This window comes from Pseudomonas sp. TWP3-2, assembly GCF_049897765.1.
In the GTDB taxonomy this organism is placed as follows: domain Bacteria; phylum Pseudomonadota; class Gammaproteobacteria; order Pseudomonadales; family Pseudomonadaceae; genus Aquipseudomonas.
Genome location: NZ_JAFCWW010000003.1, coordinates 439,056 through 464,672 on the forward strand (window position 1 = coordinate 439,056; position 25,617 = coordinate 464,672).

Annotated in this window: 14 protein-coding genes; 6 read left to right on the forward strand and 8 right to left on the reverse strand. The window is 61.9% G+C overall.

What is annotated here, in order from left to right:
* Positions 1 to 5: 5 nt before the first annotated feature.
* Positions 6 to 560 carry an RNA polymerase factor sigma-70 gene (locus tag ACP7EE_RS07535; RefSeq protein ID WP_420650520.1) on the reverse strand — a complete coding sequence of 185 codons (555 nt, stop codon included), beginning with the start codon at positions 558 to 560 and terminating at the stop codon, positions 6 to 8.
* Between the two features lie 369 nt (positions 561 to 929).
* On the opposite strand from ACP7EE_RS07535, the gene ACP7EE_RS07540 reads away from it, so the two are divergent.
* Positions 930 to 13,928: a non-ribosomal peptide synthetase gene (locus ACP7EE_RS07540; protein WP_426234074.1), complete on the forward strand. Its 12,999-nt coding sequence runs from the start codon at positions 930 to 932 to the stop codon at positions 13,926 to 13,928.
* Between the two features lie 143 nt (positions 13,929 to 14,071).
* Here the strand turns inward: ACP7EE_RS07540 and dsbG are convergent, their stop codons facing one another.
* From dsbG to dsbD, 3 genes are read right to left on the reverse strand one after another with little or no spacing between them, the layout of a single operon-like run.
* Positions 14,072 to 14,842 (reverse strand): thiol:disulfide interchange protein DsbG, encoded by a 771-nt coding sequence (dsbG, locus tag ACP7EE_RS07545; protein ID WP_426206839.1) that lies wholly within the window; start codon positions 14,840 to 14,842, stop codon positions 14,072 to 14,074.
* The gene (locus tag ACP7EE_RS07550; protein WP_426206838.1) at positions 14,818 to 15,690 is read right to left on the reverse strand and encodes a prolipoprotein diacylglyceryl transferase family protein; all 873 of its coding nucleotides are present in this window, start codon (positions 15,688 to 15,690) and stop codon (positions 14,818 to 14,820) included. The genes dsbG and ACP7EE_RS07550 overlap by 25 nt, the downstream gene beginning before the upstream one ends.
* A complete protein-coding gene (gene dsbD, locus ACP7EE_RS07555; RefSeq protein WP_426234075.1) occupies positions 15,690 to 17,423 on the reverse strand; it encodes a protein-disulfide reductase DsbD in 1,734 nt (577 codons plus the stop codon). Before dsbD ends, ACP7EE_RS07550 begins: the two co-directional genes overlap by 1 nt.
* Positions 17,424 to 17,576: 153 nt before the next feature.
* Between dsbD and ACP7EE_RS07560 the strand changes: the two genes are divergently transcribed.
* From ACP7EE_RS07560 to ACP7EE_RS07580, 5 genes are all read left to right on the forward strand, one after another.
* Positions 17,577 to 18,257 (forward strand): response regulator, encoded by a 681-nt coding sequence (locus tag ACP7EE_RS07560; protein WP_420650526.1) that lies wholly within the window; start codon positions 17,577 to 17,579, stop codon positions 18,255 to 18,257.
* On the forward strand, positions 18,257 to 19,579 hold the full coding sequence (locus ACP7EE_RS07565; protein WP_426234076.1) for an ATP-binding protein: 1,323 nt from the start codon (positions 18,257 to 18,259) through the stop codon (positions 19,577 to 19,579). Before ACP7EE_RS07560 ends, ACP7EE_RS07565 begins: the two co-directional genes overlap by 1 nt.
* 124 nt (positions 19,580 to 19,703) lie before the next feature.
* Positions 19,704 to 20,189: a GNAT family N-acetyltransferase gene (locus ACP7EE_RS07570; protein ID WP_420650528.1), complete on the forward strand. Its 486-nt coding sequence runs from the start codon at positions 19,704 to 19,706 to the stop codon at positions 20,187 to 20,189.
* Between the two features lie 141 nt (positions 20,190 to 20,330).
* Positions 20,331 to 21,743, forward strand: coding sequence for an aspartate aminotransferase family protein (locus ACP7EE_RS07575; protein ID WP_426234077.1), 1,413 nt, complete (start codon positions 20,331 to 20,333; stop codon positions 21,741 to 21,743).
* An 82-nt stretch (positions 21,744 to 21,825) separates the two neighbouring features.
* On the forward strand, positions 21,826 to 22,050 hold the full coding sequence (locus tag ACP7EE_RS07580; RefSeq protein ID WP_426206833.1) for an MbtH family protein: 225 nt from the start codon (positions 21,826 to 21,828) through the stop codon (positions 22,048 to 22,050).
* Between the two features lie 64 nt (positions 22,051 to 22,114).
* On the opposite strand, the gene ACP7EE_RS07585 is transcribed toward ACP7EE_RS07580, so the two are convergent.
* Genes ACP7EE_RS07585 through ACP7EE_RS07600 form a run of 4 tightly spaced genes read right to left on the reverse strand, consistent with a single transcriptional unit; the run spans position 22,115 to position 25,589 of the window.
* On the reverse strand, positions 22,115 to 23,020 hold the full coding sequence (locus tag ACP7EE_RS07585; RefSeq protein ID WP_426234078.1) for a metal ABC transporter substrate-binding protein: 906 nt from the start codon (positions 23,018 to 23,020) through the stop codon (positions 22,115 to 22,117).
* Positions 23,021 to 23,920 (reverse strand): metal ABC transporter permease, encoded by a 900-nt coding sequence (locus ACP7EE_RS07590; protein WP_420650532.1) that lies wholly within the window; start codon positions 23,918 to 23,920, stop codon positions 23,021 to 23,023.
* Positions 23,920 to 24,663, reverse strand: coding sequence for a metal ABC transporter ATP-binding protein (locus ACP7EE_RS07595; RefSeq protein ID WP_426234079.1), 744 nt, complete (start codon positions 24,661 to 24,663; stop codon positions 23,920 to 23,922). The genes ACP7EE_RS07590 and ACP7EE_RS07595 overlap by 1 nt, the downstream gene beginning before the upstream one ends.
* Entirely contained in the window at positions 24,660 to 25,589 is a 930-nt protein-coding gene (locus ACP7EE_RS07600; protein WP_420650534.1) for a metal ABC transporter substrate-binding protein, read from the reverse strand. The genes ACP7EE_RS07595 and ACP7EE_RS07600 overlap by 4 nt, the downstream gene beginning before the upstream one ends.
* Between the last annotated feature and the right edge of the window lie 28 nt (positions 25,590 to 25,617).

The window sequence follows — 25,617 nt, forward strand, 5'->3', positions numbered from 1 at the left end:
CGGTCTTAACGACGACCCATCGCCACCGCATCCCCACGACTGCCCGACACCTTGCGGCAGTGCACCAGCGCATCGCGGATCATGAAGTTGACCAGGGTCGGCGAGACGCCAAGTTCTTTGGCGATGTCTTTTTGCGGCACACCGTGCAGGCGATACATCTCGAACGCGTAACGGGTGCGGCTCGGCAGCTCGGTGAGCGCGTCGGCGATGTGTTCCAGGGTCGAGAAGTTGATGTGCGAAGTTTCCGGCGAAGCACCTTGAATGACCACGTTCAGGCCTTCCTCTTCAGGGCCGGAATACTTCATCTCCAGTGCCTGTTTACGGTAGTGATCGATGGCGAGGTTGCGCACGATCTGGAACAGATAACTCAATTGCGCCTTGATCGACGAAGTGATCGGCGGCGCCGATTGCAACCGGAAAAACGCATCCTGCACCACGTCTTCGGCACGTGAGCGGCAGCCGGTAATGCGCGCTGCGATCTTGACCAGAATCAGTCGATTGTCGACGAATGCCTGAAGTAGCGGTGAATCGCACCTGCTTGTGGATACTTGTTCCGTCATGGAAATCACCTTGCTGCCAATAGGTTTGTGGGAGGCCTCGGGGGCGGCCGTCCTACACATCGAGCGACAAATTATGTTGAATGATAATGATTGTCAAATGAGAAAGAGAAGTAATGCTCCGGTTCGGTGCGATTTGAGAACTGCGACGCACTGCCGCACCCCGGCCCTGTTGGCGATCCAGCCTGCCGACTAATTATTTCAAGACGTCATCCGTTCTCATTGGTGAATGGTTTCGGGCGCAAACCCCGGCCATACAGCATTCCAGTGCCTTGCGCGGTCGGCGTAGACCGCGCCCTGCATGCCCTGCGAAAGGGCGTGACGCAGCAAACCCGATTCCACTAGCAAGCCGAATTTCAGGCAGGAAACCTCATGACCGACGCGTTCGAACTCCCCAGCACTCTGGTCCAAGCCCTCCAGCGCCGCGCGGCCCTGACGCCGGATCGGCTGGCCTTGCGCTTCTTGGCTGAAAGCGCGGAGCAGGCGGTGGTGCTCAGTTACCGCGAACTCGATCAACGTGCGCGCAGCATTGCCGCCGCGTTGCAGGCCGAGGCCGAATTCGGTGATCGCGCGGTGTTGCTGTTTCCTAGCGGGCCGGACTATGTCGCGGCGTTTTTTGGCTGCCTGTACGCGGGCGTGATCGCCGTGCCGGCCTATCCGCCGGAGTCGACCAAGCGTCATCATCAGGAACGTCTGCTGTCGATCATTGCCGACGCCGAGCCACGACTGCTGCTGACCAGCGCCGACCTGCGCGACGCCTTGCAGCAGATCGAAGGCGCGCCGCCGCTGTTGTGCGTCGATACCCTCGACAGCGCACTGGCCGAACGCTGGGTCGAACCGACTTTGCCGCAGGATCACATCGCGTTCCTGCAATACACCTCAGGCTCCACCGCGCTGCCCAAAGGCGTGCAGGTCAGCCACGGCAATCTGGTCGCAAACGAGCTGCTGATCCGCCACGGTTTCGGCATCGACGTCAATCCGGATGACGTGATCGTCAGTTGGCTGCCGCTGTATCACGACATGGGCCTGATCGGCGGTCTGCTGCAACCGATCTTCAGCGGCGTGCCGTGCATTCTGATGTCGCCGGCGTACTTCCTCGGCCGGCCGTTGCGCTGGCTTGAAGCGATCAGCCAATACGGCGGCACCATCAGCGGCGGGCCGGATTTTGCTTACCGTCTGTGCAGCGAACGAGTCAGCGAATCGGCGCTGGAACGACTCGATCTGAGCCGCTGGCGCGTGGCCTATTCCGGCTCCGAGCCGATCCGCCTCGACACCCTCGAGCGCTTCGCCGACAAATTCGCCGCCAGCGGATTCAGCGACAGCAGTTTCATGGCCTCGTACGGTCTGGCCGAAGCCACGCTGTTCGTCGCCGGTACCCCGCGCGGCAAGGGCATTCCGAACTTGCGCGTCGATGATCAGGCGCTGGCGCAAAACCGCGCCGAGCCGGGCGCGGGCAGCCCGATCATGAGTTGCGGCATCAGCCAGCCTGATCACGCGGTACTGATCGTCGAACCGAATACGCTGCAAGAACTTGCTGACAATGCCGTCGGCGAAGTCTGGGCTGCCGGGCCGAGCATCGCGCTCGGTTACTGGCGCAACCCCGAAGCCAGCGCCAAAACCTTCGTCGAGCACGCCGGCCGTACCTGGCTGCGCACCGGTGACTTGGGCTTCATGCGTGACGGCGAACTGTTCATCACCGGTCGCCTGAAAGACATGCTGATCGTGCGCGGACACAACCTGTATCCGCAGGACATCGAAAAAACGGTCGAGAATGAAGTCGAGGTGGTGCGCAAGGGCCGCGTCGCGGCGTTCGCGGTCAATCAGAATGGTGAGGAAGGCATCGGCATCGCCGCAGAGATCAGCCGCAGTGTGCAGAAAATCCTCCCGCCCGAAGCGCTGATCAAAGCCATCCGTCAAGCCGTGGCCGAGGCGTATCAAGAAGCGCCGAGCGTGGTGGTGTTGCTCAATCCGGGTGCGCTGCCGAAGACCTCCAGCGGCAAACTGCAACGTTCGGCGTGCCGCAATCGTCTGGCTGACGGTAGCCTCGACAGCTACGCGGTGTTCCCGTCGAACGAAGTTGAACACGTCGACTCGACAGCCTCTGCCGGCGAACTCGAAACCCTGATCGGCACGATCTGGGCCGAGCAACTCGGCGTCAAACAAGTCGCTGCGGATGATCACTTCTTCCTGCTCGGCGGCAACTCGATTGCCGCAACACAAGTGATCGCCAAGGTGCGCGAAGAGCTCGGTCTTGAGCTGAACCTGCGCCTGCTGTTCGAAGCGCCGACGCTGTCCGCGTTCGCCGCAGCAGTTGCCCGTCAGCAACAGGACGGCGGCAGCGCCCAAGGCCAGATCAGCACATTAGGGCGCAACGACGCACTGCCGCAATCGCTGGCGCAAAACCGTCTGTGGATCACCTGGCAACTTGACCCGCAAAGCAGCGCCTACAACATTCCCGGTGCCCTGCGTTTGCGCGGCGAACTCGACGAAGACGCCTTGCGCGCAAGCTTCGAGCAACTGATCGAACGCCACGAATCGCTGCGCACGCGCTTCTTCGAACGCGATGGTGTAGCGCTGCAGCAGATCGTTGCCGCGGGCAAATTCAATCTGCAACTGATCGACATCAGCGACCTGCCAATCGCCGAACGTGAAATCCGTGCGCAGCAAATCCGTGAAGACGCAGCGCGTACCCGGTTCGATCTGGAGAAAGGCCCGCTGCTGCGAGTAACGCTGATCCGCCTCGACGATGAAGATCACCAGTTGCTGGTGACCATGCACCACATCATCGCTGACGGCTGGTCGCTCAACGTGTTGATCGACGAGTTCTCGCGCCTGTACGCCGCCGCTTCGCAAGGTCAGCGCGCCGAGCTGGCGCCGCTGCCAACGCAATACGCCGACTACGGCAGTTGGCAGCGCCAATGGTTGGCGCAAGGCGAGGGCGAGCGGCAACTCGCGTACTGGAAAGTGCAGTTGGGTGACGAGCATCCGACGCTGGAGCTGGCCACCGATCACCCGCGTTCGGTCAAACAAAAACACAGTGCAGCGCGGCACAGCGTGCGTCTGGACAGCAGCCTCAGCCAAGCGATTCGCCAGACCGCGCAGGCGCACGAAGCCACGCCATTCATGCTGTTGCTCTCGGCATTTCAAAGCCTGCTGCATCGCTACAGCGGTCAGCGCGATATCCGCATCGGCGTGCCCAACGCCAACCGCCCACGCCTGGAAACCCAAGGCCTGATCGGCTTCTTCATCAACACCCAGGTGCTGCGCGCCGAACTCGATTCGCGTCTGCCGTTCACTGAGTTGCTGGCGCAGACCCGTCAGGCCGCACTCGGTGCGCAGGCGCATCAGGATCTGCCGTTTGAACAACTGCTCGAAGCCTTCCCGCAGGCTCGTGAGCAGGGTCTGTTTCAGGTCATGTTCAACCATCAGCAACGCGACTTGAGCGCGCTCAAACGTCTGCCGGGACTGCTCGCCGAAGAACTGCCGTGGCACAGCCGCGAAGCCAAGTTCGACCTGCAACTGCACAGCGAAGAAGACAGGAATGGTCGCCTGACGCTGTCGTTCGACTACGCCGACGAACTGTTCGACGCCGCGACCATCGCGCGTCTGGCCGAGCATTTCAGCAACCTGTTGCGCAACGTCTGCGAACATCCACAACAAGCCATTGGCGACCTGCAACTGTTAGCGGCCACCGAACACGAGCAGCAAAAACACTGGAGCATTGCTCCGTGCGCCGCCGCGCAACAATGGCTGCCGGAACTGCTCAACGAACAAGTACGCCATACCCCTGAACGCACCGCGCTGGTGTGGGACGGCGGCAGCCTCGATTTCGCTGAACTGCATGCCCAGGCCAACCGTCTCGCGCATTACCTGCGCGACAAAGGCGTCGGCCCGGATGTGTGCGTGGCGATCGCCGCCGAGCGCTCGCCGCAATTGCTGATCGGCTTGCTGGCGATCATCAAGGCGGGTGGCGCCTACGTGCCGCTCGATCCGGATTACCCGGCCGAACGTCTGGCCTACATGCTCGGCGACAGCGGCGTCGACTTGTTGCTGACCCAGACTTCGTTACTCGATCGTCTACCGGCCAGTGATGGCGTCAGCGTGATCGCCATGGACACTTTGCACCTGGAAAACTGGCCGAGCCAGGCGCCGGGTCTGCACCTTCACGGCGACAACCTCGCCTATGTGATTTACACCTCCGGCTCCACCGGCCAACCGAAAGGCGTTGGCAACACCCACGCGGCATTGGCCGAACGTCTGCAATGGATGCAGAACACTTATCGTCTCGACGAAAGCGACGTGCTGATGCAAAAGGCGCCGATCAGTTTCGACGTGTCGGTGTGGGAATGCTTCTGGCCGCTGATCACTGGCGCACGCCTGCTGATCGCAGGCCCCGGCGAACACCGCGACCCGCATCGCATCGCGCAGCTAATTCAGCAGTACGGCGTGACCACGCTGCACTTCGTGCCGCCGCTGCTCTCGCTATTCATCGACGAACCTTTGAGCGCCGAATGCACCAGCCTGCGCCGAGTGTTCTCCGGTGGTGAAGCGTTGCCGGCAGAGCTGCGCAACCGCGTGTTGGCGCAACTGCCGGCGGTGCAATTGCACAACCGTTATGGTCCGACCGAAACCGCGATCAACGTCACCCACTGGCACTGCACGACTGCCGATGGCGAACGTTCGCCGATTGGCCGGCCACTGGGCAACGTGGTCTGCCGCGTGCTCGACAGCGATCTCAATCCGGTTCCGGCCGGGGTGCCGGGTGAGCTGTGCATCAGCGGTATCGGTCTGGCCCGTGGATATCTGGGGCGCCCGGCGCTGACTGCCGAGCGTTTCGTGGTCGATCCACTCGGTGAGCACGGCGCGCGCTTGTACCGCACCGGCGACCGTGCACGCTGGACCAGCGATGGCGTGATCGAATACCTCGGCCGTCTCGATCAGCAGGTCAAACTGCGCGGCTTCCGCGTCGAGCCGGAAGAAATTCAGGCACGTCTGCTGGCTCAGGATGGCGTCGCCCAAGCCGTGGTACTGGTGCGCGAAACGGCTGCCGGCGCGCAACTGATCGGTTACTTCACCGCGACCGATGCCAGCGAAGATCAGGACGCACAAATCGCACGCCTGAAAACCGCACTCGCTGCCGAGCTGCCGGAATACATGGTCCCGGCGCAACTCATGCGCCTCGACCAAATGCCCCTCAGCCCAAGCGGCAAACTCGACCGTCGCGCCTTGCCCGAGCCGCAATGGCAAGTGCGCGAGCACGTCGAGCCGGTCACCGCGCTTGAGCAGCAGATCGCCGCGATCTGGCGCCAGGTGCTGGGTCTGACGCAAGTTGGCCTGCGCGACGACTTTTTCGCCCTCGGCGGTCACTCACTGCTGGCCACGCAAATCATCTCGCGCACCCGTCAGGCCTGCGACGTCGAGCTGCCGTTGCGTGCGTTGTTCGAGCACAGTGAACTGGGCGATTTCGCCGAGCAGATCCGCCTGATTCAGGCCAGCGGTCGCACTAACAAACAGCCGCCCATCGACAAGGTCGACCGCAGCCAACCGGTGCCGCTGTCCTATTCGCAGCAGCGCATGTGGTTCCTCTGGCAGATGGAGCCGGACAGCCCGGCGTACAACGTCGGCGGCATGGCGCGTTTGCGCGGGGTGATGGATGTCGGGCGTTTCGAAGCGGCGTTGCAAGCGCTGATCCTGCGTCACGAGACCCTGCGCACTACATTCCCGAGTGTCGACGGCGTGGCCCGTCAGCAAGTGCATGCCGAGACGGGCGTGCGCATGGACTGGAAGGATTTCTCCAGCTTCGCGGCTGACCTGCGAGAGCAAAAAGTCCAGCAACTGGCCGACGCGGAAGCGCACCTGCCATTCGATCTGGAAACAGGTCCGTTGCTGCGCGCCTGTCTGGTGAAGACCGCCGAGCAAGAGCACTACTTCGTCCTGACCCTGCACCACATCGTCACCGAAGGCTGGGCGATGGACATCTTCGCCCGCGAACTCAGCGCGCTGTACGAAGCGTTTGTCGATGACCGCGAATCGCCGCTCGAACCGCTGCCAGTGCAGTACCTTGATTACAGCGTGTGGCAGCGCAACTGGCTGGAGTCCGGCGAGCGTCAGCGTCAGCTCGACTACTGGACTGCGCAACTCGGTCGCGAACATCCGCTGCTGGAATTGCCCGGCGACCGTCCGCGTCCTCCCGTGCAAAGCCATCAGGGTGAACTGTTCCGTTTCGATCTGAGCGATGAACTCGCCGCCCGCGTCCGCGCGTTCAATGCGCAAAACGGTCTGACGTTGTTCATGACCATGACCGCCGCACTGTCCGTGCTGCTTTACCGCTACAGCGGCCAGACCGATCTGCGCATCGGCGCGCCGGTGGCCAACCGCATTCGCCCGGAAAGTGAAGGGCTGATCGGTGCGTTCCTCAACACCCAAGTGCTGCGCTGCCAGCTCGACGGCCAGATGTCGGTCGGCGCGTTGTTCGAGCAGGTGCGCCACACGGTGATCGAAGGTCAGTCGCATCAGGATCTGCCGTTCGACCATTTGGTTGAAGCCCTGCAACCACCGCGTAGCGCTGCCTACAACCCGCTGTTCCAGGTGATGTGCAACGTGCAGCGTTGGGAATTCCAGCAGAGCCGCATGCTTGCCGGCATGACCGTCGAGTACCTGGCCAACGATGCGCGGGCGACCAAATTCGACCTCAATCTGGAAGTCACCGACCTCGATCATCGCCTCGGTTGCTGCCTGACTTACAGCACCGATCTGTTTGACGAGCCGACCATTGCACGCATGGCCAGACATTGGCGAAATCTGCTCGAAGCGCTGATCGCCGATCCGCAACAGCGCCTCAGCGAATTGCCGCTGCTCGACAAGCCTGAGCAACAGCAACTGCTGGAAAGCCTTGGCGTCGAGCCGGGCGAGCAGCGTCTCGATCAGTGCATTCATCACCTGTTCGCCGAGCAGGCATTGCTGCGCAAAGACGCGCCGGCCCTGACTTTCGCCGGTCAGACCCTGAGCTACGCCGAACTCGACGCCCGCGCCAATCGCCTGGCCTGGGCGCTGCGTGAGCGCGGAGTCGGCCCGCAAGTGCGCGTGGGTCTGGCGCTGGAGCGTTCGCTGGAAATGGTTGTCGGCCTGCTGGCGATTCTCAAGGCTGGTGGCGCCTATGTGCCGCTGGACCCGGAATACCCGCTCGACCGTCTGCATTACATGATCGAAGACAGCCGCATCGGCCTGCTGCTCAGCGACCGCGCGATGTTCAAAGCCCTAGGCGATTTGCCGCCGAGCGTGGCGCGCTGGTGCCTGGAAGACGACAGCGCCGCGTTGGCCAATTACCCGGCAACCGAGCTGCCATTGATCAGCCTGCCGCAGCATCAGGCCTACCTGATCTACACCTCGGGTTCGACCGGCAAGCCGAAAGGCGTGGTGGTTTCTCACGGTGAAATCGCCATGCATTGCCAAGCCGTGATCAAGCGCTTCGGCATGCGCCCGGACGATTGCGAACTGCACTTCTATTCGATCAACTTCGACGCCGCCACCGAGCGTTTGCTGGTGCCGCTGCTCAGCGGCGCGCAAGTGGTGTTGCGCGCGCAGGGTCAGTGGGATGCTGAAGAAATCTGCGGTCTGATTCGCGATCATCAAATCAACGTTCTCGGCTTCACCCCAAGCTACGGCAGCCAGTTGGCGCAATGGCTAGCGACGCAGAACGGGATTCTGCCGGTGCGGATGATCATCACCGGTGGCGAAGCGCTGACCGGCGAACACTTGCAACGGATTCGTGCGGCGTTCAAACCGAGCCTGTTTTTCAACGCCTACGGCCCGACCGAAACCGTGGTCATGCCGCTGGCCAGTCTGGCACCGGAAGTATTGGAAGAGGGCGCGGGCAGCGTGCCGATCGGCAGCGTGATCGGCGCTCGCGTGGCTTACATTCTCGACGCCGATCTGGCGTTGGTGCCGCAAGGCGCGACCGGTGAATTGTTCGTCGGCGGCGCCGGTCTGGCACAGGGTTATCACGACCGCGCGGGCATCACTGCCGAACGTTTCGTCGCTGATCCGTTTGCCGCTGATGGCGGACGCATGTACCGCACCGGCGACCTGGTGCGCCAGCGTGCCGATGGCCTGGTGGAATACCTCGGGCGCATCGACCATCAGGTGAAGATCCGTGGTTTCCGCATCGAGCTGGGTGAAATCGAAACTCGCCTGCTCGATCACGCATCGGTCCGCGAAGCTGTAGTCCTGGCACTGGACGCGCCAAGCGGCAAGCAATTGGTTGGCTATCTGGTCAGCGAAGTCGCCGAACAGAATGAAGCCAACCAAGCCGAGTTGCGCGACGCACTCAAGTTGCATCTCAAAGCGCAGTTGCCGGATTACATGGTGCCGACGCACCTGATTTTGCTGGCGAGCATGCCGCTGACCGCCAACGGCAAACTCGACCGCCGCGCGCTGCCGGCGCCGGATCCTGAACTCAATCGTCAGGATTATGTGGCACCAAGCAATGAGCTTGAGCAAACCCTGGCGCAGATCTGGTGCGACGTGCTCAACGTTCAGCAGGTTGGGCTGAACGACAACTTCTTCGAACTTGGCGGCGATTCGATTCTGTCGATTCAAGTGGTCAGCCGTGCGCGCCAGCAGGGCATTCATTTCAGCCCGCGTGATCTGTTCCAGCATCAGACTGTGCAGACTCTGGCTGCTGTCGCCAGTCGCAGCGAAAGCGTGACGGCCGAACAAGGTTTGGTGACCGGTGAATCGCGCCTGACGCCGATTCAGCACTGGTTCTTCGACACTGATATTCCCGAGCGTCAGCACTGGAATCAGGCCTTGTTGCTGGAGCCAACCGTAGCGCTGGAACCACATCGTCTGGAGCAAGCGCTGCTGGCGGTGATCGAGCAACATGACGCCTTGCGCCTGCGTTTCACCGAGGTTGATGGCGAGTGGCAAGCGGCGCATCAAGCGGTGTCCGATGCGCCGGTGCTGTGGCAAGTGCGCGTGGCCTCGATGGACAAGTGCGCTGCACTGTTCGCCGATGCCCAGCGCAGCCTCGATCTTGCACAAGGCCCACTGGTGCGCGCCTTGCTGGTCGATGGTCCTGAAGGGCAGCAACAGCTGTTTATCGCCATCCATCACTTGGTGGTTGACGGTGTGTCGTGGCGGGTTTTGCTCGACGATTTGCAAACCGTGTATCGCCAACTCGATAGCGAGCAATCGGTGAAACTGCCGGCGAAAACCAGTGCCTTCAAAGACTGGACCGCGCGCTTGCAGGCTTACGCTGGCAGCGAATCCCTGCGCGAAGAACTCAACTGGTGGCAAACGCAACTGGCCGGGCCGAACGCTGATCTGCCTTGCGAAAACCCGCAGGGCGGCCAGCAGAATCGTCATGCAAAAACCGTCAGCGTGCGTCTGGATGCCGAGCGCACCAAACAACTGCTGCAACAGGCGCCGAGCGCTTACCGCACGCAGGTCAACGACTTGCTGCTGACCGCACTGGCGCGGGTTTTGTGTCGCTGGAGCGGTCAGCCATCCGCGCTGATTCAACTGGAGGGCCACGGCCGCGAAACCCTGTTCGATGAGATCGACCTGACCCGCACCGTCGGCTGGTTCACCAGCGCTTACCCGCTGCGCCTGACCCCGCACAACATTGAAGAAGCCGCCGGGCAGGGCGCTTCGATCAAGGCGATCAAAGAGCAACTGCGCGCCGTACCGCACAAAGGTCTGGGTTATGGCGTGCTGCGTTATCTGGCGGATGACCTCAGCCAGCGCAGCATGGCAGCGTTGCCGCATGCGCCGATCACCTTCAACTACCTCGGTCAGTTCGACCAGAGTTTTGGCAGCGATGCGCTGTTCCGTCCGCTGGATGAAGCGGTCGGCGCCGCTCATGATCCACAAGCGCCGTTGCCTAACGAACTGAGCGTCGACAGTCAGGTTTACGGCGGGGAACTGCTGCTGCGCTGGACCTTCAGCGCCGAGCGTTACGACGCGCAGACCATCAATGATCTGGCGGATGCTTACGTCGGTGAGTTGCAGAGCCTGATCGAACATTGCCTGCAAGATGAGGCGGGTGGTTTGACACCTTCGGACTTCCCGCTGGCCAGGCTGACTCAGGCGCAACTCGATGCCTTGCCGGTGCCGGCCGCGCATATCGAAGATGTGTATCCGCTGACGCCGATGCAGGAAGGCATGTTGCTGCACACCCTGCTCGAACCGGGCACCGGTCTGTACTACATGCAGGATCGCTACCGCATCAACAGCGAACTCGACCCGCAGCGTTTTGCTCAGGCCTGGCAAGCGGTGATCGCCCGTCACGAAGCGTTGCGTGCCTCGTTCTGCTGGAACGTCGGCGAAGACATGCTGCAAGTGATTCATACGCCGGGGCACACGCCGATCGAGTATCTCGACTGGACCGCCATCGCCGACGCCGAGCAGGAACCGAAGCTTCAAGCGCTGCTCAAGGCCGAGCGCGAAGCCGGGTTCGATCTGCTCCATCAGGCACCGTTCCACCTGCGCCTGATCAAGGTCGGCGCGGCGCGCTACTGGTTCATGATGAGCAACCACCACATCCTGATCGACGCCTGGTGCCGTTCGCTGCTGATGAACGATTTCTTCGAGATCTACAGCGCACTGGGCGAGGGGCGCGATGCACAACTGTCGGTGCCGCCACGCTACCGCGATTACATCGGTTGGCTGCAACGCCAGAACCTCGCCGAGGCGCGGCAGTGGTGGCAACAGAATCTGCAAGGTTTCGAGCGCACCACGCCGATCCCGAGCGACCGGCCATTCCTGCGCGAACACGCGGGCGAAAGCGGCGGCATGATCGTCGGCGACCGCTACACCCGACTGAATGTCGAGGATGGCGCTCGCCTGCGCGAGTTGGCTCAGGCGCATCAACTGACCATCAACACCTTTGCCCAAGCGGCGTGGGCACTGGTGCTGCGGCGCTTGAGCGGGGATCGCGACGTGTTGTTCGGCGTGACCGTGGCCGGACGCCCGGTGGAAATGCCTGAGATGCAGCGCACCGTCGGCCTGTTCATCAACAGCATCGCACTGCGGGTGCAGATGCCTGAGGACGATCAGCGCTCCAGCGTACGTCAGTGGCTCAGCGCTTTGCTCGACAGCAACATGCAGCTGCGCGAGTACGAATACCTGCCGCTGGTGAACATTCAGGAACAGAGCGAACTGCCCAAAGGCCAGCCGCTGTTCGACAGCCTGTTCGTGTTCGAGAACGCTCCGGTTGAAGTCTCGGTGCTGGATCGCGCGCAGAGCCTCAATGCAACTTCGGATTCAGGCCGCACCCACACCAACTTCCCGCTGACGGCGGTCTGCTATCCGGGTGATGACCTCGGCTTGCACCTGTCTTACGACCAGCGTTACTTCGACGAATCGACCATCGAGCGCATGCTCGGCGAGTTCAAGCGTTTGCTGCTGGCGCTGGTCGACGGCTTCCATGGCGACATGGCCGATCTGCCGCTGCTGGGTTCTGAAGAGCAGGATTTCCTGCTGCACGGTTGCAACCAGAGTGCGCACGACTATCCACTGGAGCAAAGCTACGTCGAGTTGTTTGAAGCACAAGTGGCGGCGCATCCACAGCGCATTGCCGCGAGTTGCCTTGATCAGCAGTTGAGCTATCAACAGTTGAACCAGCGCGCCAACCGTCTCGGCCATGCACTGGTTGCGGCCGGCGTGCAGATGGATCAACCGGTGGCGCTGCTGGCTGAGCGTAACCTCGATCTGCTGGGCATGATCATCGGCAGCTTCAAGGCTGGGGCGGGTTATCTGCCGCTGGATCCAGGGCTGCCGGGTTCGCGTCTGCATCGGATCATCGACATGAGCCGCACACCGATTCTAGTGTGCAGCGAGGCTTGCCGTGAGCAGGCGCGGACCTTGCTCGATGAGTTCGGCTGCGCCAATCGTCCCAAGTTGCTGGTGTGGGAAGAAGTGCAGGCTGGCGTGGCCTCGTCTGAAAACCCTGGCATCTATAGCGGGCCGGACAACCTCGCCTACGTGATCTACACCTCGGGCTCTACCGGTCTGCCGAAAGGCGTGATGGTCGAACAGCGGGGCATGCTCAACAACCAATTGAGCAAAGTGCCTTACCTGAACCTGAGCGAGGCGGACGTGATCGCGCAGACCGCGTCGCAAAGCTTCGATATTTCGGTCTGGCAGTTCCTTGCCGCGCCGCTGTTCGGCGCGCGAGTGGACATTGTGCCGAACACCATCGCCCACGATCCGCAAGGCTTGCTGGTGCATGTGCAGCAGCAGGGCATCACTGTGCTGGAGAGCGTGCCGTCACTGATTCAGGGCATGCTCGCCTCGGAGCGTCTGAGACTCGATGGCTTGCGCTGGATGCTGCCGACCGGCGAAGCGATGCCGCCGGAACTGGCGCACCAATGGCTGCTGCGTTATCCAGAGATTGGCCTGGTCAACGCTTACGGCCCGGCGGAATGCTCGGATGACGTGGCGTTCTTCCGCGTGGATATGCAATCGACGCGCGGCAGCTATCTGCCGATTGGTACGCCCACCGACAATAATTTGCTCTACCTGCTCGATGGTGCGCTGGAGTTGGTGCCGTTGGGTGCCGTGGGCGAATTGTGTGTGGCCGGGACCGGGGTTGGGCGCGGTTATGTCAGCGACCCGCTGCGTACTGCGCCGGTGTTCGTGCCCAATCCGTTCGGCACGCCGGGCGAGCGTCTGTATCGCACCGGCGACCTGGCGCGACGTCGCAGCGATGGCGTGCTGGAGTATGTTGGTCGGGTCGATCATCAAGTGAAGATTCGCGGTTACCGCATCGAACTCGGTGAAATCGAAGCGCGTCTGCACGAACAACCGGAAGTGCGCGACGCCGCAGTCGGCGTGCAGGAAGGCGTCAACGGCAAACACTTGGTTGGCTACCTGGTTGCATCCGACTCTGCGCTGAATCAAAGCGAACGTCTGGAGCGCATCAAACAGCGTCTGCGCACTGAGCTGCCGGAATACATGGTGCCGCTGCACTGGTTGTGGCTCGACCGGATGCCGCTCAACGCCAACGGCAAACTTGATCGCAAAGCCTTGCCCGTCCTGGAGATCGGTCAGTTACAGAGTCAGGATTACCTGGCTCCACGTAACGAACTGGAGCAAACCCTGGCCGAGATCTGGGCCGAGGTGCTCAAGGTCGACAAGGTGGGCGTGCGCGACAACTTCTTCGAGCTGGGTGGACATTCATTGCTGGCGACGCAGATCGCCTCGCGGGTACAGAAAACCCTGCACCGCGACGTGCCACTGCGAGCGATGTTTGAATGCAGCACGGTGGCGGAACTGGCCGAATACATCGAAGGGTTGGCGGCGAGTGACATCACCGAGGACAAGGTGGATCGCCTGAATGATCTGATGGCGGAGCTGGAGGGTCTGTAATCTTCAGCGCCTATGCTGGCCTCATCGCTGGCAAGCCAGCTCCCACAGGATCAATGGCGTACACAACATTTGTGTTCACCGCAGAAACTGTGGGAGCGGGCTTGCCCGCGATGGGGCCGGTTCAGGCACCATAAAATCCCGGATTATTTCGGCCCAAGAATCTTGGCCAGTTTCTCCGCCGTCGGCGCGCCTTGCTGTTGTTGCAGTTCGCCTTTGTCGTCCATGTAGAAGATCGCCGGGGTGGCTTGCAGGTCGAGGTCTTCCATCAACTGCATGTTCGCCGCGAGTTTGGTCTGCACGGCGACCGGAATCTCTTTCAATGCTTTCAGCGTACTGGCCTTGCCGGCCTTCTCGTGATCTTCGAGGGCTTTGCTCGGGTCCTTGGCGGCCAGCAGGGCGGCGGATTTGGCCGGGCTGTCTTCGCGGATGATACCGACCATGATGTGGCGCAGTTGCACCTTGCCGGACTTGACCCATGGCCGCGCCTGCTCCCAGAACATGTTGCAGTACGGGCAGTTCGGATCACTGAACAGGTACACCGTGCGCGGTGCATCCTTGTTGCCGTCCTGAATCCAGTTGCTCGCCTCGAACTTGGCCCAGACTTCCTTGGCCATCGGCGCGTAGACGAGTTTTTGCAGCGGTTCGCTGCTCAAGTCCTTGCCGTCGGCGTCGTACAGATTGCCCAGCAGCACATGCTTGCCGTCCGGCGTCAGGTACAGCGCCATGCCGCGATTCTGATATTGCGCCGCATAGCCGCGCAGACCGTCCGGGGCGTCGAACTGGCCGACGATTTTTGCGCCTTTGGCTTCGATCTTCTTGATTGCTTCTGGCAGTTCTTCAGCGGCCTGCACCGCCGGCAAGTGCAGCAGAGCAGCGCCGAGGGACAGCGTCAGCAGGTGGCGGAAGCGGGGCATGGCAGTTTCCTTGAAGAAGAGGTGGCCGGATTCGGATTGGCGGCCGGGGTATCAAAATTTTCCAGTGCGCGCGCCAGGCTGGCGTTCGACAGTTCGCCCAGATGGCTCGACAGCAAGCGACCGTCAGGGCTATAGAACAGCGTAGTCGGCAATGCCATGGAACCCACGGCTTGACCGAGATGACCGCCGCGATCAAACAGCACGTTGCTCAGGCTCAGGCCCTGGGTTTCGAGATAGGTCGCGACGCTTTGCATGCTCTCGGCCTGATTGACGAACAGGAAGGTCAGGTCCGGGCGTTGCAGTTGTGCGTTCTCCAGCACTGGCATTTCCCGGCGGCACGGCGGGCACCAGGTCGCCCACAGGTTGATCACCAACGGGCCGCCCTGATAGTCGCTGAGTTTTATGGTTTCCCCGGCGGCATTGCGCAGGCTGATGTCCGGAAGACGTGTGCCTTGTTCGTAGATGTTCAGTGACAAGGTCGCGAGCAGCCAGAACGCCACGCCACTGACCACGCCAAAACCCAATGGGCGGCGCAATCCGGGTCGGCGCCAGCCGCGATACAGCGCCACCAGCAGCAGCACGATCACGCCCGGCCAGGCGAGAAAACCGCCATCGCGCAGGTCGATGATCTGCCACGGATCGCTGCGGTAATGTCCCCAGTACAGCGCGACAAACGCCACGCGCGCCGCGAGCATGCCGATCAGAAACAGACTGAACAGCGCCGACTCAGGGTTGTCGCCCCCACGCTTGGCCACCCGCCAGCCGACGAAAGTCGCCAGCGCCAACGCACTGATCAGCAGTAGATGATTGAGCGCGATGGCAAAGGTGCCGAGGGTGAACGTCAGCATTAACGGGCGTCCCGAGTGGTGGTCCAGCGTTGCAGGAAAGTGTCGGCATCGACTTCGCCGGTGATGCGCTGGCTGCGGCGCTCTTCACCGTCGGTGCCGATCCACACGAAACTCGGTGGCCCCGGCACTTTGTAACGGCCGAGCAGCTCGCGGCTGGCAGCGTTGTCGGCGGTGACGTCGAGGCGCAGCAGACGCACATCACTCAGCGCTTGCATGACCCGCGCCTGGCCGAATACCTGTTTTTCCATGACTTTGCACGACACACACCAGTCGGCGTAGTAGTCGAGCAATACCCATTGGCCTTGCGCCTGGGCCGCGTCGAGTTCGCGTTGCAGGGCGGCGGGTTCCTTGATCGTGGTGAATGCTTCATGGCCGTTCGGCGCGGCACTGGCGCTGCGGCCTGCGCTGTACACCTGCAATGGCTGATACGGATCGTCACTACCGCCCGCCGCACCGATCACCAGCAAACTGCCCCACAAGCCAAGCAGCAGCGAAAGGGCGCCAAACATCTGCGCGACGCGGCCGAAACCTTCGGCCTGTTTCCAGGCGCAGTAGGCTGCGATCAACAGCAGCGCGCCGCACAGGCCGAGCCACAAACTCGGATCGAGCACCGGGCGTAACATCAGCACCGCGGTGGCAAGGAACAGGAAACCGAACACGCCTTTGAGCAGGTTCATCCATGCGCCGGGTTTGGGCAGGAAACGATTACCAACGGTGACCAGCAAGAGCAGCGGCACACCGATGCCGATGCCCAGTGCAAACAGAATCAACCCACCGTGCACGGCGTTGCCGCTTTGCGCGATATACAGCAGCGCACCGGCCAGCGGCGCGGTCATGCACGGCCCGACCAGCAAACCGGACAACGCGCCCAGCACACCGGCACCGATCAAACTGCCGCCACTGCGACTGCGCGAGACGTGTTCCAGCCGATCACGCAGCGCCACCGGCAATTGCAACTCAAAGAAGCCGAACATCGGCAGCGCCAGAATCACGAACACCGCCGCGAACGAACCCAGCAGCCACGGGTTCTGCAACCACGCCTGAAGGTTGGCCCCAAGCATCGCCGCAATCACACCCATTGCCGCGTAGACCAGCGCCATGCAGATCACATAACTGCTGGCCAGCGCGAAACCGCGACGCGGGGTAGCGCCGCTGCCGACAACCATACCTGCGAGGATCGGCAGCATCGGCAACGTGCAGGGGGTGAACGCCAGCAATAGACCGAGGCCGAAGAACACCAGCAGGCTCCAGCCCAGCGAGCGCTGTTGCAGATTGCTCGCCAGCGCTTGATCGGGTGCTTCAGCGCTGTTCGTCGCAGTCGCTTTGCCGCCGAGATCAATCACGCGGGTTTGCGGCGGATAGCACAGGCCGGCATCGGCGCAGCCTTGATAACCGACCTTGATCTGGCCGCTGGCGCCTGCCGGAATCTTCAGCTCCAGGCCTTGGCGATACACCGGTTGTTCGCCGAAGAATTCATCACTGTGGGATTCGCCCGCGGGCAGCACTGGCGCATGCTCTGCGGCGAGTCCATCGAATTTCAGGCGTTTCTGATACAGGTAATAGCCGTCGGCGATCTGCCAGAACAGCTGGGTCTCGCCGGACTCCAGACGCTCGGAGGTCAGGACGAACGCCTTGTCCACCGGCAAAAAGTCCGGTTTTGCTGCAAACGGATCGTTGCCTGCCTGGGCCAGGCCCGAGATCAACAGTGCAAACATCAAAAATAAATGACGCATTAAGGTGCCTTGTCCATGTGCAATTGAGGTGCACAATGTGCGGCGGCGATTAACCGTGGATTAACCGTGACGCCCTTGTCGGTGCGGTGTTCGGGGCATAATGTCGGCTTAATCGGCCAGCGGCCTAATCAGCGTTTTTATACGGGACTCACCATGCACGTACTGGTTTGCGAAGACGATGAGTTGATCGCCAGTGGCATCGTTGCCGGTCTGACGGCGCAAGGCCTGACTGTCGAGCACGTTAACACTGCCTCGAAGGCGCGGGCGATCCTCAAGGTCGCTGAATTCGACGTGATGGTACTCGACCTCGGTTTGCCCGACGAGGACGGCCTCAAGCTGTTGCAGCAACTGCGCCAGCACGGCCTGGAGATTCCGGTGCTGATCCTCACCGCGCGCGATTCGGTCACCGACCGCGTCGACGGCTTGCAGTCGGGTGCTGATGATTACCTGCTCAAACCCTTCGACCTGCGTGAACTGTTCGCCCGTCTGCAAACGCTATTGCGACGAGTGGCCGGGCGCAGCGTCAATCTGATCGAACATGGCGCGCTGACTTATGACCCGAGCAGCCGCGAAACCATGCTCGCCGGGCGCTCGATAGATTTGTCGCGCCGTGAGCAGTCGCTGTTGCAAGCCTTGCTGCATAACCGTGGCCGAGTGCTGTCCACCGAGCAGTTGAAGGACAGCGTCTACGGTTTCAACGACGAACTGGAGAGCAACGCGCTCAACGTGCACATTCATCACCTGCGCAGCAAACTCGGCAAAGGCATCGTTGAAACCGTGCGTGGTCTGGGCTATCGCCTCGGCCCGGCGGATGGCGGAGAACCACCGAAGTGATGAGTCTGCGTCTGCGTCTGAGTCTGACCCTCGGCGCCGCGTTTGCGCTGATCTGGGCGCTTGCGGCGGCCTGGATGCTCAGTGATCTGCGCAATCAGATGATGTTCTCCCTCGACCAGCGTCTGGTGGCTTCGGCGCGCATGGTGGCCGGGCTGCTCGAGCAGTTGCCAACCTTGCCGAGCAAGGGCGAGGGTACGCATTTCAGTGCCGAACAATTGAACATTCCCGGCGGTATGGCCTGTCAGGTCAGCTCGTTGCGCGGGGAAATTCTCGCCCGCAGCCACAACAACCCCGAGGAAACGCTGGAAGCCGAGAAAATGGGCTTCCACGACCAGATGATCGACGGCGCGCCGTGGCGCAGTTTTACTCTGGCGCGCGGTGATGTGCGCATCACCACAGCGGATCGGGTGATTGAGCGCGAAGCACTGAATATGTCGATTCTGCTGGCGGCGTCGGTGCCGGTCGGCGTGGCGTTGCTCGGTTGCTTGTGTCTGCTGTGGCTGGGGATCGGCCAAGGCTTGGCGCCGCTCAATCGACTGCGCGAAGCCTTGATGCGGCGCAATGCCGATTCGCTCGAACCACTGCAGTTGCAGGCGTTTCCCAGCGAACTGAAACCGTTGCTCGACACCCAGAATCAACTGTTCCAGCGCATCGGCAAAACCATTGAGCGCGAACGCCGACTGACCGGCGACGCCGCGCATGAATTGCGCAGCCCGCTGACGGCGATCAAGACCCACCTGCAGGTCGCGCGCATGACCGAGGGCAGCGCTCGCGATCAGTCATTGGCGCGGGCCGAAGAGGGCGCCGACCGTCTGCATCGCACGCTTGAGCAATTGCTGTTGCTGGCGCGGGTCGAGGGCAGTCTTTCATTCGATGACGGCGTGCAGTGCAGCGCCGAGCAAGTGGCGCGGCTGGCAATTCAGGACTCGGCCAGCGGCGAGCGGCAACGCATCAAGCTGCACCTGCCCGAGGTTTTATCCAACGCGCCGCTGCAAATGCCCGCAGTGCTGTCGATTGCCGCGCTGCGCAATTTGCTCGACAACGCCTTGCGCCATACCCCGGCGGAAGGTGCGGTGGAGCTGAGTCTGGAAACCACCGGCAACCGCGTGCGCTTTCTGGTGCGTGATCACGGGCCGGGAATTGCCGCGGATGATCTGCAACACCTGACCCAGCGTTTCTGGCGCAATGGTCAGAGCACCGGTTGCGGTCTGGGGCTGGCGATTGTCCAAGCGATCGTCCAGCGTTGCGCCTGCACCCTGCATTTCGACAGCCGCCCGGATGGCTTGCGGGTTGAACTGACGATGCCGTTGCAGCCGGTCTGAGTTCAGCGCCGGCCCTCGCCAATGGCCGGCACATCAAATGTAACCTCTCTCCATTGGCCATCCGCGCGCTGCGCCGTTATCTTCGGCGCAGCCATTTGACTCAATGGATTGAGGAAACAGCGCCATGGAAGCAGCCGTCTACATTCAGCCCGCGACACCCGCCGATGCGGGCATCATCAGTCGCATCGTCGAGCGCTCGATCCGCGTCGGTTGCGCACTCGATCACCGCAATGACCCCCGCGTCGTCGAGAGCTGGATACGCCAGCAATCGACCGAACACATCAGCGTCTGGCTTGCCGATCCGCACCTTTATCTGAATCTCGCGCTGCTGCATGACAAGCCGGTCGGCGTCGGCATGGCTGCCGCCAATGGTGCTGTCATGTTCTGCCACGTGCAGCCGGAGTGGTTTCGTCGCGGAGTCGGACGGGCGCTGATGTCAGATCTTGAAGGCTGGCTGCGAATCCGTGGCATGGCGCATTCCAGACTCAAAAGCACGCGCACCGGCGAAGCGTTTTATCGGCGTCTGGGATACCGCGAAACCGCCTCAGCGGTTTTCCAGCAAGGCGTTCATAGCCTTCCCATGTACAAACCTTTGGAGCAATCGACCTGACATCTCGATCAAGGGTGTAAATCCTCGACCCGCTGGTGCGTTTCCAGAACAGGAAAACCTGCATGTGCGCCCCGACCGGAACGCGCACCTGTGCAGTGTGCCGTTTTGGTCACTACCCATAGCGTATAGAGGGGTCGAGAGATGTCAGTCGCCACCAGCCTTATCGAACAGTCGTCGGCGCGGATCAGCCCTGCGCCAGCGGAAACCTTGTATCAGTTCAACGAATCGCCACTGCTCGCTCGGCAGAGCCAGCAGGAATCCAACGCTCGCAGTTATCCGCGACGTATTCCGCTCGCGCTCAAGCGCGCCAAAGGTCTGTATGTCGAAGACGTCGAGGGTCGCACGTTCATCGATTGCCTGGCCGGTGCCGGCACGCTGGCGCTGGGGCATAACCACCCGGTGGTGATCGAAGCGATCCAGCAGGTGCTGGCCGATGAACTGCCGCTGCACACGCTTGATCTGACCACGCCGGTAAAGGATCAATTCGTGCAGGACCTGTTCGGCCTGCTGCCGCCAGCCCTGGCGGGCGAGGCAAAAATCCAGTTTTGCGGCCCGACCGGCACCGACGCCGTAGAAGCCGCGCTGAAACTGGTGCGCACCGCCACCGGGCGCAGCACCGTGCTGTCGTTCTCCGGCGGTTATCACGGCATGAGCCAGGGCGCGCTGAGTCTGATGGGTAGCTTGGGGCCGAAGAAACCGCTGGGCGCTTTGCTCAGCAACGGTGTGCAATTCATGCCGTTCCCATACGACTATCGCTGCCCGTTCGGCATTGGTGGCGCTGCCGGGGTGAAAGCCAACCTGAGCTATTTGGAAAACCTGCTGAACGATCCCGAGGCCGGCGTGCAATTGCCCGCAGCAGTGATCGTCGAAGCGGTGCAGGGCGAGGGCGGCGTGATTCCTGCCGATATCGAGTGGCTGCGCGGTCTGCGCCGCATTACCGAGCAGGCTGGCGTGGCGCTGATCGTCGATGAAATTCAGAGCGGCTTTGCGCGGACCGGCAAGATGTTTGCCTTCGAACACGCCGACATCATTCCGGATGTCGTGGTGCTGTCGAAAGCCATCGGCGGCAGCCTGCCGCTGGCGGTAGTGGTTTATCGCGACTGGCTCGACACCTGGCAGCCGGGCGCGCACGCCGGTACGTTCCGTGGCAATCAGATGGCGATGGCTGCCGGTTCCGCAGTGATGCGTTATCTGGTTGAGCACAAGGTTTGCGAGCACGCGCTGGCCATGGGCGATCGGTTGAGCGAACACCTGCGCATCCTGCAACGGGACTTCCCGCAACTGGGTGACATTCGCGGCCGCGGGCTAATGCTAGGTGTCGAACTGGTCGACCCGAACGGTGCCAAGGACGCGCTGGGTCATCCGCCAGCCTTTGCACGTCTCGCACCACTGATACAGCGCGAATGCCTCAAGCGTGGCTTGATTCTAGAGCTGGGCGGTCGCCATGGCGCCGTGGTGCGCTTTCTGCCGCCGCTGGTGATCACCGCCGCTGAAATCGACCGGGTGGCCGAAATCTTCGGCCGTGCCTTGGTCGCCGCGACCGCCGCCGTGTAAATTTTTCAGCGCGCCGAACGTTCCTTCTACATACCCGGCTGCACCCCTCGTGCAGCCCACCTTACAGCGATGGAGACACAGCATGACGTCAGTATTCGACCGCGAGGACATCCTCTTTCAGGTCGTGGTCAACCACGAAGAGCAGTACTCGATCTGGCCGGATTACAAGGCTGTGCCAGAGGGCTGGCGCACCGTGGGCAAGAGCGGCATGAAGAAGGAATGCCTGGCCTACATCGAAGAAGTCTGGACTGACATGCGTCCGCTGAGTTTGCGTCAGAAGATGGAAGCGCAGGCTGCGGCACAGTAATTCGCCGGACAATAAAAAACCCGCTGAACCGGTGACGGTCAGCGGGTTTTTTTACAGCTGGACTTTATGCCCCTTTCAAACCCTTGAGCAGCAAATCGACATTGCCTTCGAGTTCCGCCACCGGGTCTGCCGCATCAGTGCTCAACACCAGCAACTGACTGCCGGACTCGGTAATTGCCGCTTTCACGGCGTCTGAAGGCTGGCGATGATGCAGCACCAGCGCCACGTCATTGTCTTTGAGTGTCGCCGTGAGCTTTTTCAAATCCTCTGGCGTCCACTCCGCATCTGCCCGCGCATCCTCGCCGATCAGTTCCAGATTGAGGCTGCCGATCAGATAGCCGAAATGATCGCTCAGGCTCAGCACACTCAGATTGTCGGCTTTGGCCAGACGCGCCTCGCTGTCGGCACTGAGTTTCAGCAGACGCTGTTTCAGCGCCGCCAGATTGGCCTCGATTTGCGGTTTGGACGTCGGCGCCAGGCGCACCAGATCTGCCGCCATCACATCGGCCATGCGTCCCATGTTGTTGCTCGACAGCCACGGCTGGCTGTTCAGGCCGTCAATCTTCAGCCCCGGTTGCACGGCAATGCCGGGCAGGGCGCCGTCGACCGGGCGCGCGGCGTCGACTTCGACGATGCGGATGTTGCTGCGGCGCGAGATCGGGTACAGCGGATCATCGGCCCACAACGAGCGCACGCCGATCACGGCGTCGGCATCGGTCGCCAGTTTGCTCAGCGCCGGAGCGCCGCGACCGGTGAAGTATGCAGTCTGACGGCTGCCCGGCAGATTCGCTGGCGCCGCGCGTTCAAGGTTGATGTCGGTGCCTTTGAGCAGCACTTCACCGAGGCCGTAAGTGATCGGCAGCGAAGCCAATACTCGCAGCGGCTTTGCGCTTTCGGCGGCCAACGCAGTGGTGGATGCCACGCCGCACAGGGCGATGGCCAGGGTCAGTTGTCGCAATGAAAAAGACATTTATCCAAGATTCCCTTTCAGGCTGGGGACCACGCCCCGGGCAATGGCGGCGAGGGCGAAGCCGATACCGGCAACCAGAATGATCGCGGCGCCGGACGGAATCGGCAGATCAAACACGATTGGCGCGAGAATCCCGCACAGCGTGCTCACCGTGGCAATCGCTACCGAACACCAGAAAAACCCCTTCAGTGACTGGCTCAGCAAGCGTGCCGCCGCGGCCGGAATCACCAGCAGTGCACCGACCAGAATCGCGCCGATGACTTTCACCGCAGCAACGGTGATCAGCGTCACCAGAATCACGAACAGGTAATCCAGCGTTTTCACCGCGACCCCGCGCACCGCCGCCAGTTGCGGGTTGAAACTGGCGAGCATGATGCGGTTGTACAGCGGCAGGGCCAGCGCCATCACCAGCGAGCCGACGATGGCTAGCACCGCCAAGTCATTGCCATTGACCGTCAGCACCGAGCCGAACAGCACGTTTTCCAGAATGTGTACGTTGATCTTGCCGGCGAGAATCAGCAGCAGGCTCGCACCCAATGCCAGCGACACCGAGAGGAATACGCCGATCAATGTGTCAGGCGCCAGACCCGTGCGGTTGCGCAGGTAGTTGAGCAGAATGCCGAACAGCAGGCAGTAACCGAACAGGCTGCCGTAAGGCCCGGTGTAGGGTTCGCCGAGCAGAATGCCGATGGCCACGCCGGTCAGTGCCGCATGGCCGACCGCTTCGGAGAAAAATGCGAAGCGTTTGACCACCACCAGCGTGCCGAGGCCGCCGAGCACCGGGCCGATCAACAGACCGGCAAGTAGCGCGTTGACCACAAACCCATAGGCCAGCGCTTCCGGCAGGTAACCGGACGAGGCCCAACCCTGAATCATCAAACGAAAGGCTTCGTAGCTCATCAGGCAGCGCTCCGTGGATGGGTCGAGAACAGTGTCAGCAAACGTTCCGGGGTCAGCGCCTGTTGTGGCGTGGCGTCGAACAGTACCCGGCGATTGAGGCCGGTGACCCGATTGGCGAGACGTCCGACCGCTTCCAGGTCGTGCTCGATCCACAGCACCGTGATGCCCGCCGCGCGCCAGTCGCCGAGCAGGCGTTCAAACACCTGAATCCCGGCTTCGTCGAGCGCTGACATCGGCTCGTCCAGCACCAGCAATTGCGGGGCGGGGATCAAGCCTTGCGCGAGCAATACGCGCTGACGTTCTCCTCCGGACAGCGCACCCATCCGGCGTTTGCGCTTGTCCTGCATGCCCACCCGCTCCAGCGCCTCGCCAATGGCGGCGGCGTAGTGCTTGCTCAGGCCGAGAAACGCCGGACGCCGCTGACACATCGCCGCCATGAAATCGTCGACGGTCATCGGCAAGCCACGGTCGAATTCCAGCGCCTGCGGCACGTAGCCGATGGTCCCGGGTTCGCCGGGCCATTGCAGGCTCAGTTGGCCTTGATGCGGCATCTGGCCGAGCAGGGTCTTGATCAGCGAACTCTTGCCGCCGCCATTCGGGCCGACCAGCGCATGCACGGTGCCGGGTTGCACTTGAAAGGTGACTTTGTCGAGAATCACCGTGCGGCCGAGGGTCAGGCTGACATCGGCAAAATCCAGAGTCGGGCCGCTGTGTTTGACTGCAATGTTTTCCTGGGCCGTCATGCACCGGACTCCTGAATCGCCCGGACCACGGTGTTGAGGTTGCCGGTCATTTCCTTTTCGTACTTGTCGGCGGTGTATTCGCCGTAGGAAATGTGCGACAGCGGATACAGCTTCACCCCGGATTCACGCTGAATGGTTTCGACATAAGTCGAGGGGAAATCCATCTCGGAGAAGATCACTTTCACGTCGAGTTCACGCAGTTGATCGATGGTCTTCTTCAACTGACTCGGGCTCGGCTCGATACCGTGAGCAGGTTCCACCACGGCGGTCACTTCGAGGCCGAATTCGCGCAGCAGATAATCGTAAGCCGCGTGTACCGTGGCCACGCGCAGTTCGGCGTTGGGTGCCTGAGTCAGTTTGGCCAAGGCATCGGCGCGCATCTGCCGCAGGCGTTTGCCGTAAGCGCGGGCGTTCTGCGTGTAGGTCTTGGCGTTGTCCGGGTCGAGTTTGCCCAGCTCGCGAGCGATGTTGTTGACCTGGGCAATCGAAGCGCTGATCGACAGGAACGTGTGCGGGTTGACCACTTTGCCGGCGCCGCGGGCAGCAACCCCGGTGGCGGCGAGCAGCGGCACGTTTTCGTTGGCTTCGATGGTCTTGATGTCGGGTGTTTCGCTGGCGGCGATCATGCGGTCGGCGAAGTCATCGTGGCCGACGCCGTTGAGCACGATCACATCGAGACCGCCGATGCGTTTGATGTCTTCGGCGCGTGGCTCGTAGGCGTGCGGGTTGAAACCGGCCGGGATCAGCGGCACGACTTCGGCCTTGTCACCGACGATGTTCGCGACGTAGCTGTAATAAGGGTGCAGGGTGATGCCGATGCGCAGGCGTTTGGCCTGATCGGCGCTGGCCAGCGGGCTGAGCAGGCAGGCGCACAGGCCGAGCAGGAGCATGCGCAACAAGGGACGGCTTTTAAATGAACTGGACATGGGCAAGCGGTCTTCTCTCGAGTGAAGG

Excerpts from the sequence above, each read along its gene's own strand:
- ACP7EE_RS07535 (WP_420650520.1), bottom strand. The coding sequence starts at position 560 with ATGACGGAACAAGTATCCACAAGCAGGTGCGATTCACCGCTACTTCAG.
- ACP7EE_RS07540 (WP_426234074.1), top strand. The coding sequence starts at position 930 with ATGACCGACGCGTTCGAACTCCCCAGCACTCTGGTCCAAGCCCTCCAG.
- dsbG (WP_426206839.1), bottom strand. The coding sequence starts at position 14,842 with ATGCCCCGCTTCCGCCACCTGCTGACGCTGTCCCTCGGCGCTGCTCTG.
- ACP7EE_RS07550 (WP_426206838.1), bottom strand. The coding sequence starts at position 15,690 with ATGCTGACGTTCACCCTCGGCACCTTTGCCATCGCGCTCAATCATCTA.
- dsbD (WP_426234075.1), bottom strand. The coding sequence starts at position 17,423 with ATGCGTCATTTATTTTTGATGTTTGCACTGTTGATCTCGGGCCTGGCC.
- ACP7EE_RS07560 (WP_420650526.1), top strand. The coding sequence starts at position 17,577 with ATGCACGTACTGGTTTGCGAAGACGATGAGTTGATCGCCAGTGGCATC.
- ACP7EE_RS07565 (WP_426234076.1), top strand. The coding sequence starts at position 18,257 with ATGAGTCTGCGTCTGCGTCTGAGTCTGACCCTCGGCGCCGCGTTTGCG.
- ACP7EE_RS07570 (WP_420650528.1), top strand. The coding sequence starts at position 19,704 with ATGGAAGCAGCCGTCTACATTCAGCCCGCGACACCCGCCGATGCGGGC.
- ACP7EE_RS07575 (WP_426234077.1), top strand. The coding sequence starts at position 20,331 with ATGTCAGTCGCCACCAGCCTTATCGAACAGTCGTCGGCGCGGATCAGC.
- ACP7EE_RS07580 (WP_426206833.1), top strand. The coding sequence starts at position 21,826 with ATGACGTCAGTATTCGACCGCGAGGACATCCTCTTTCAGGTCGTGGTC.
- ACP7EE_RS07585 (WP_426234078.1), bottom strand. The coding sequence starts at position 23,020 with ATGTCTTTTTCATTGCGACAACTGACCCTGGCCATCGCCCTGTGCGGC.
- ACP7EE_RS07590 (WP_420650532.1), bottom strand. The coding sequence starts at position 23,920 with ATGAGCTACGAAGCCTTTCGTTTGATGATTCAGGGTTGGGCCTCGTCC.
- ACP7EE_RS07595 (WP_426234079.1), bottom strand. The coding sequence starts at position 24,663 with ATGACGGCCCAGGAAAACATTGCAGTCAAACACAGCGGCCCGACTCTG.
- ACP7EE_RS07600 (WP_420650534.1), bottom strand. The coding sequence starts at position 25,589 with ATGTCCAGTTCATTTAAAAGCCGTCCCTTGTTGCGCATGCTCCTGCTC.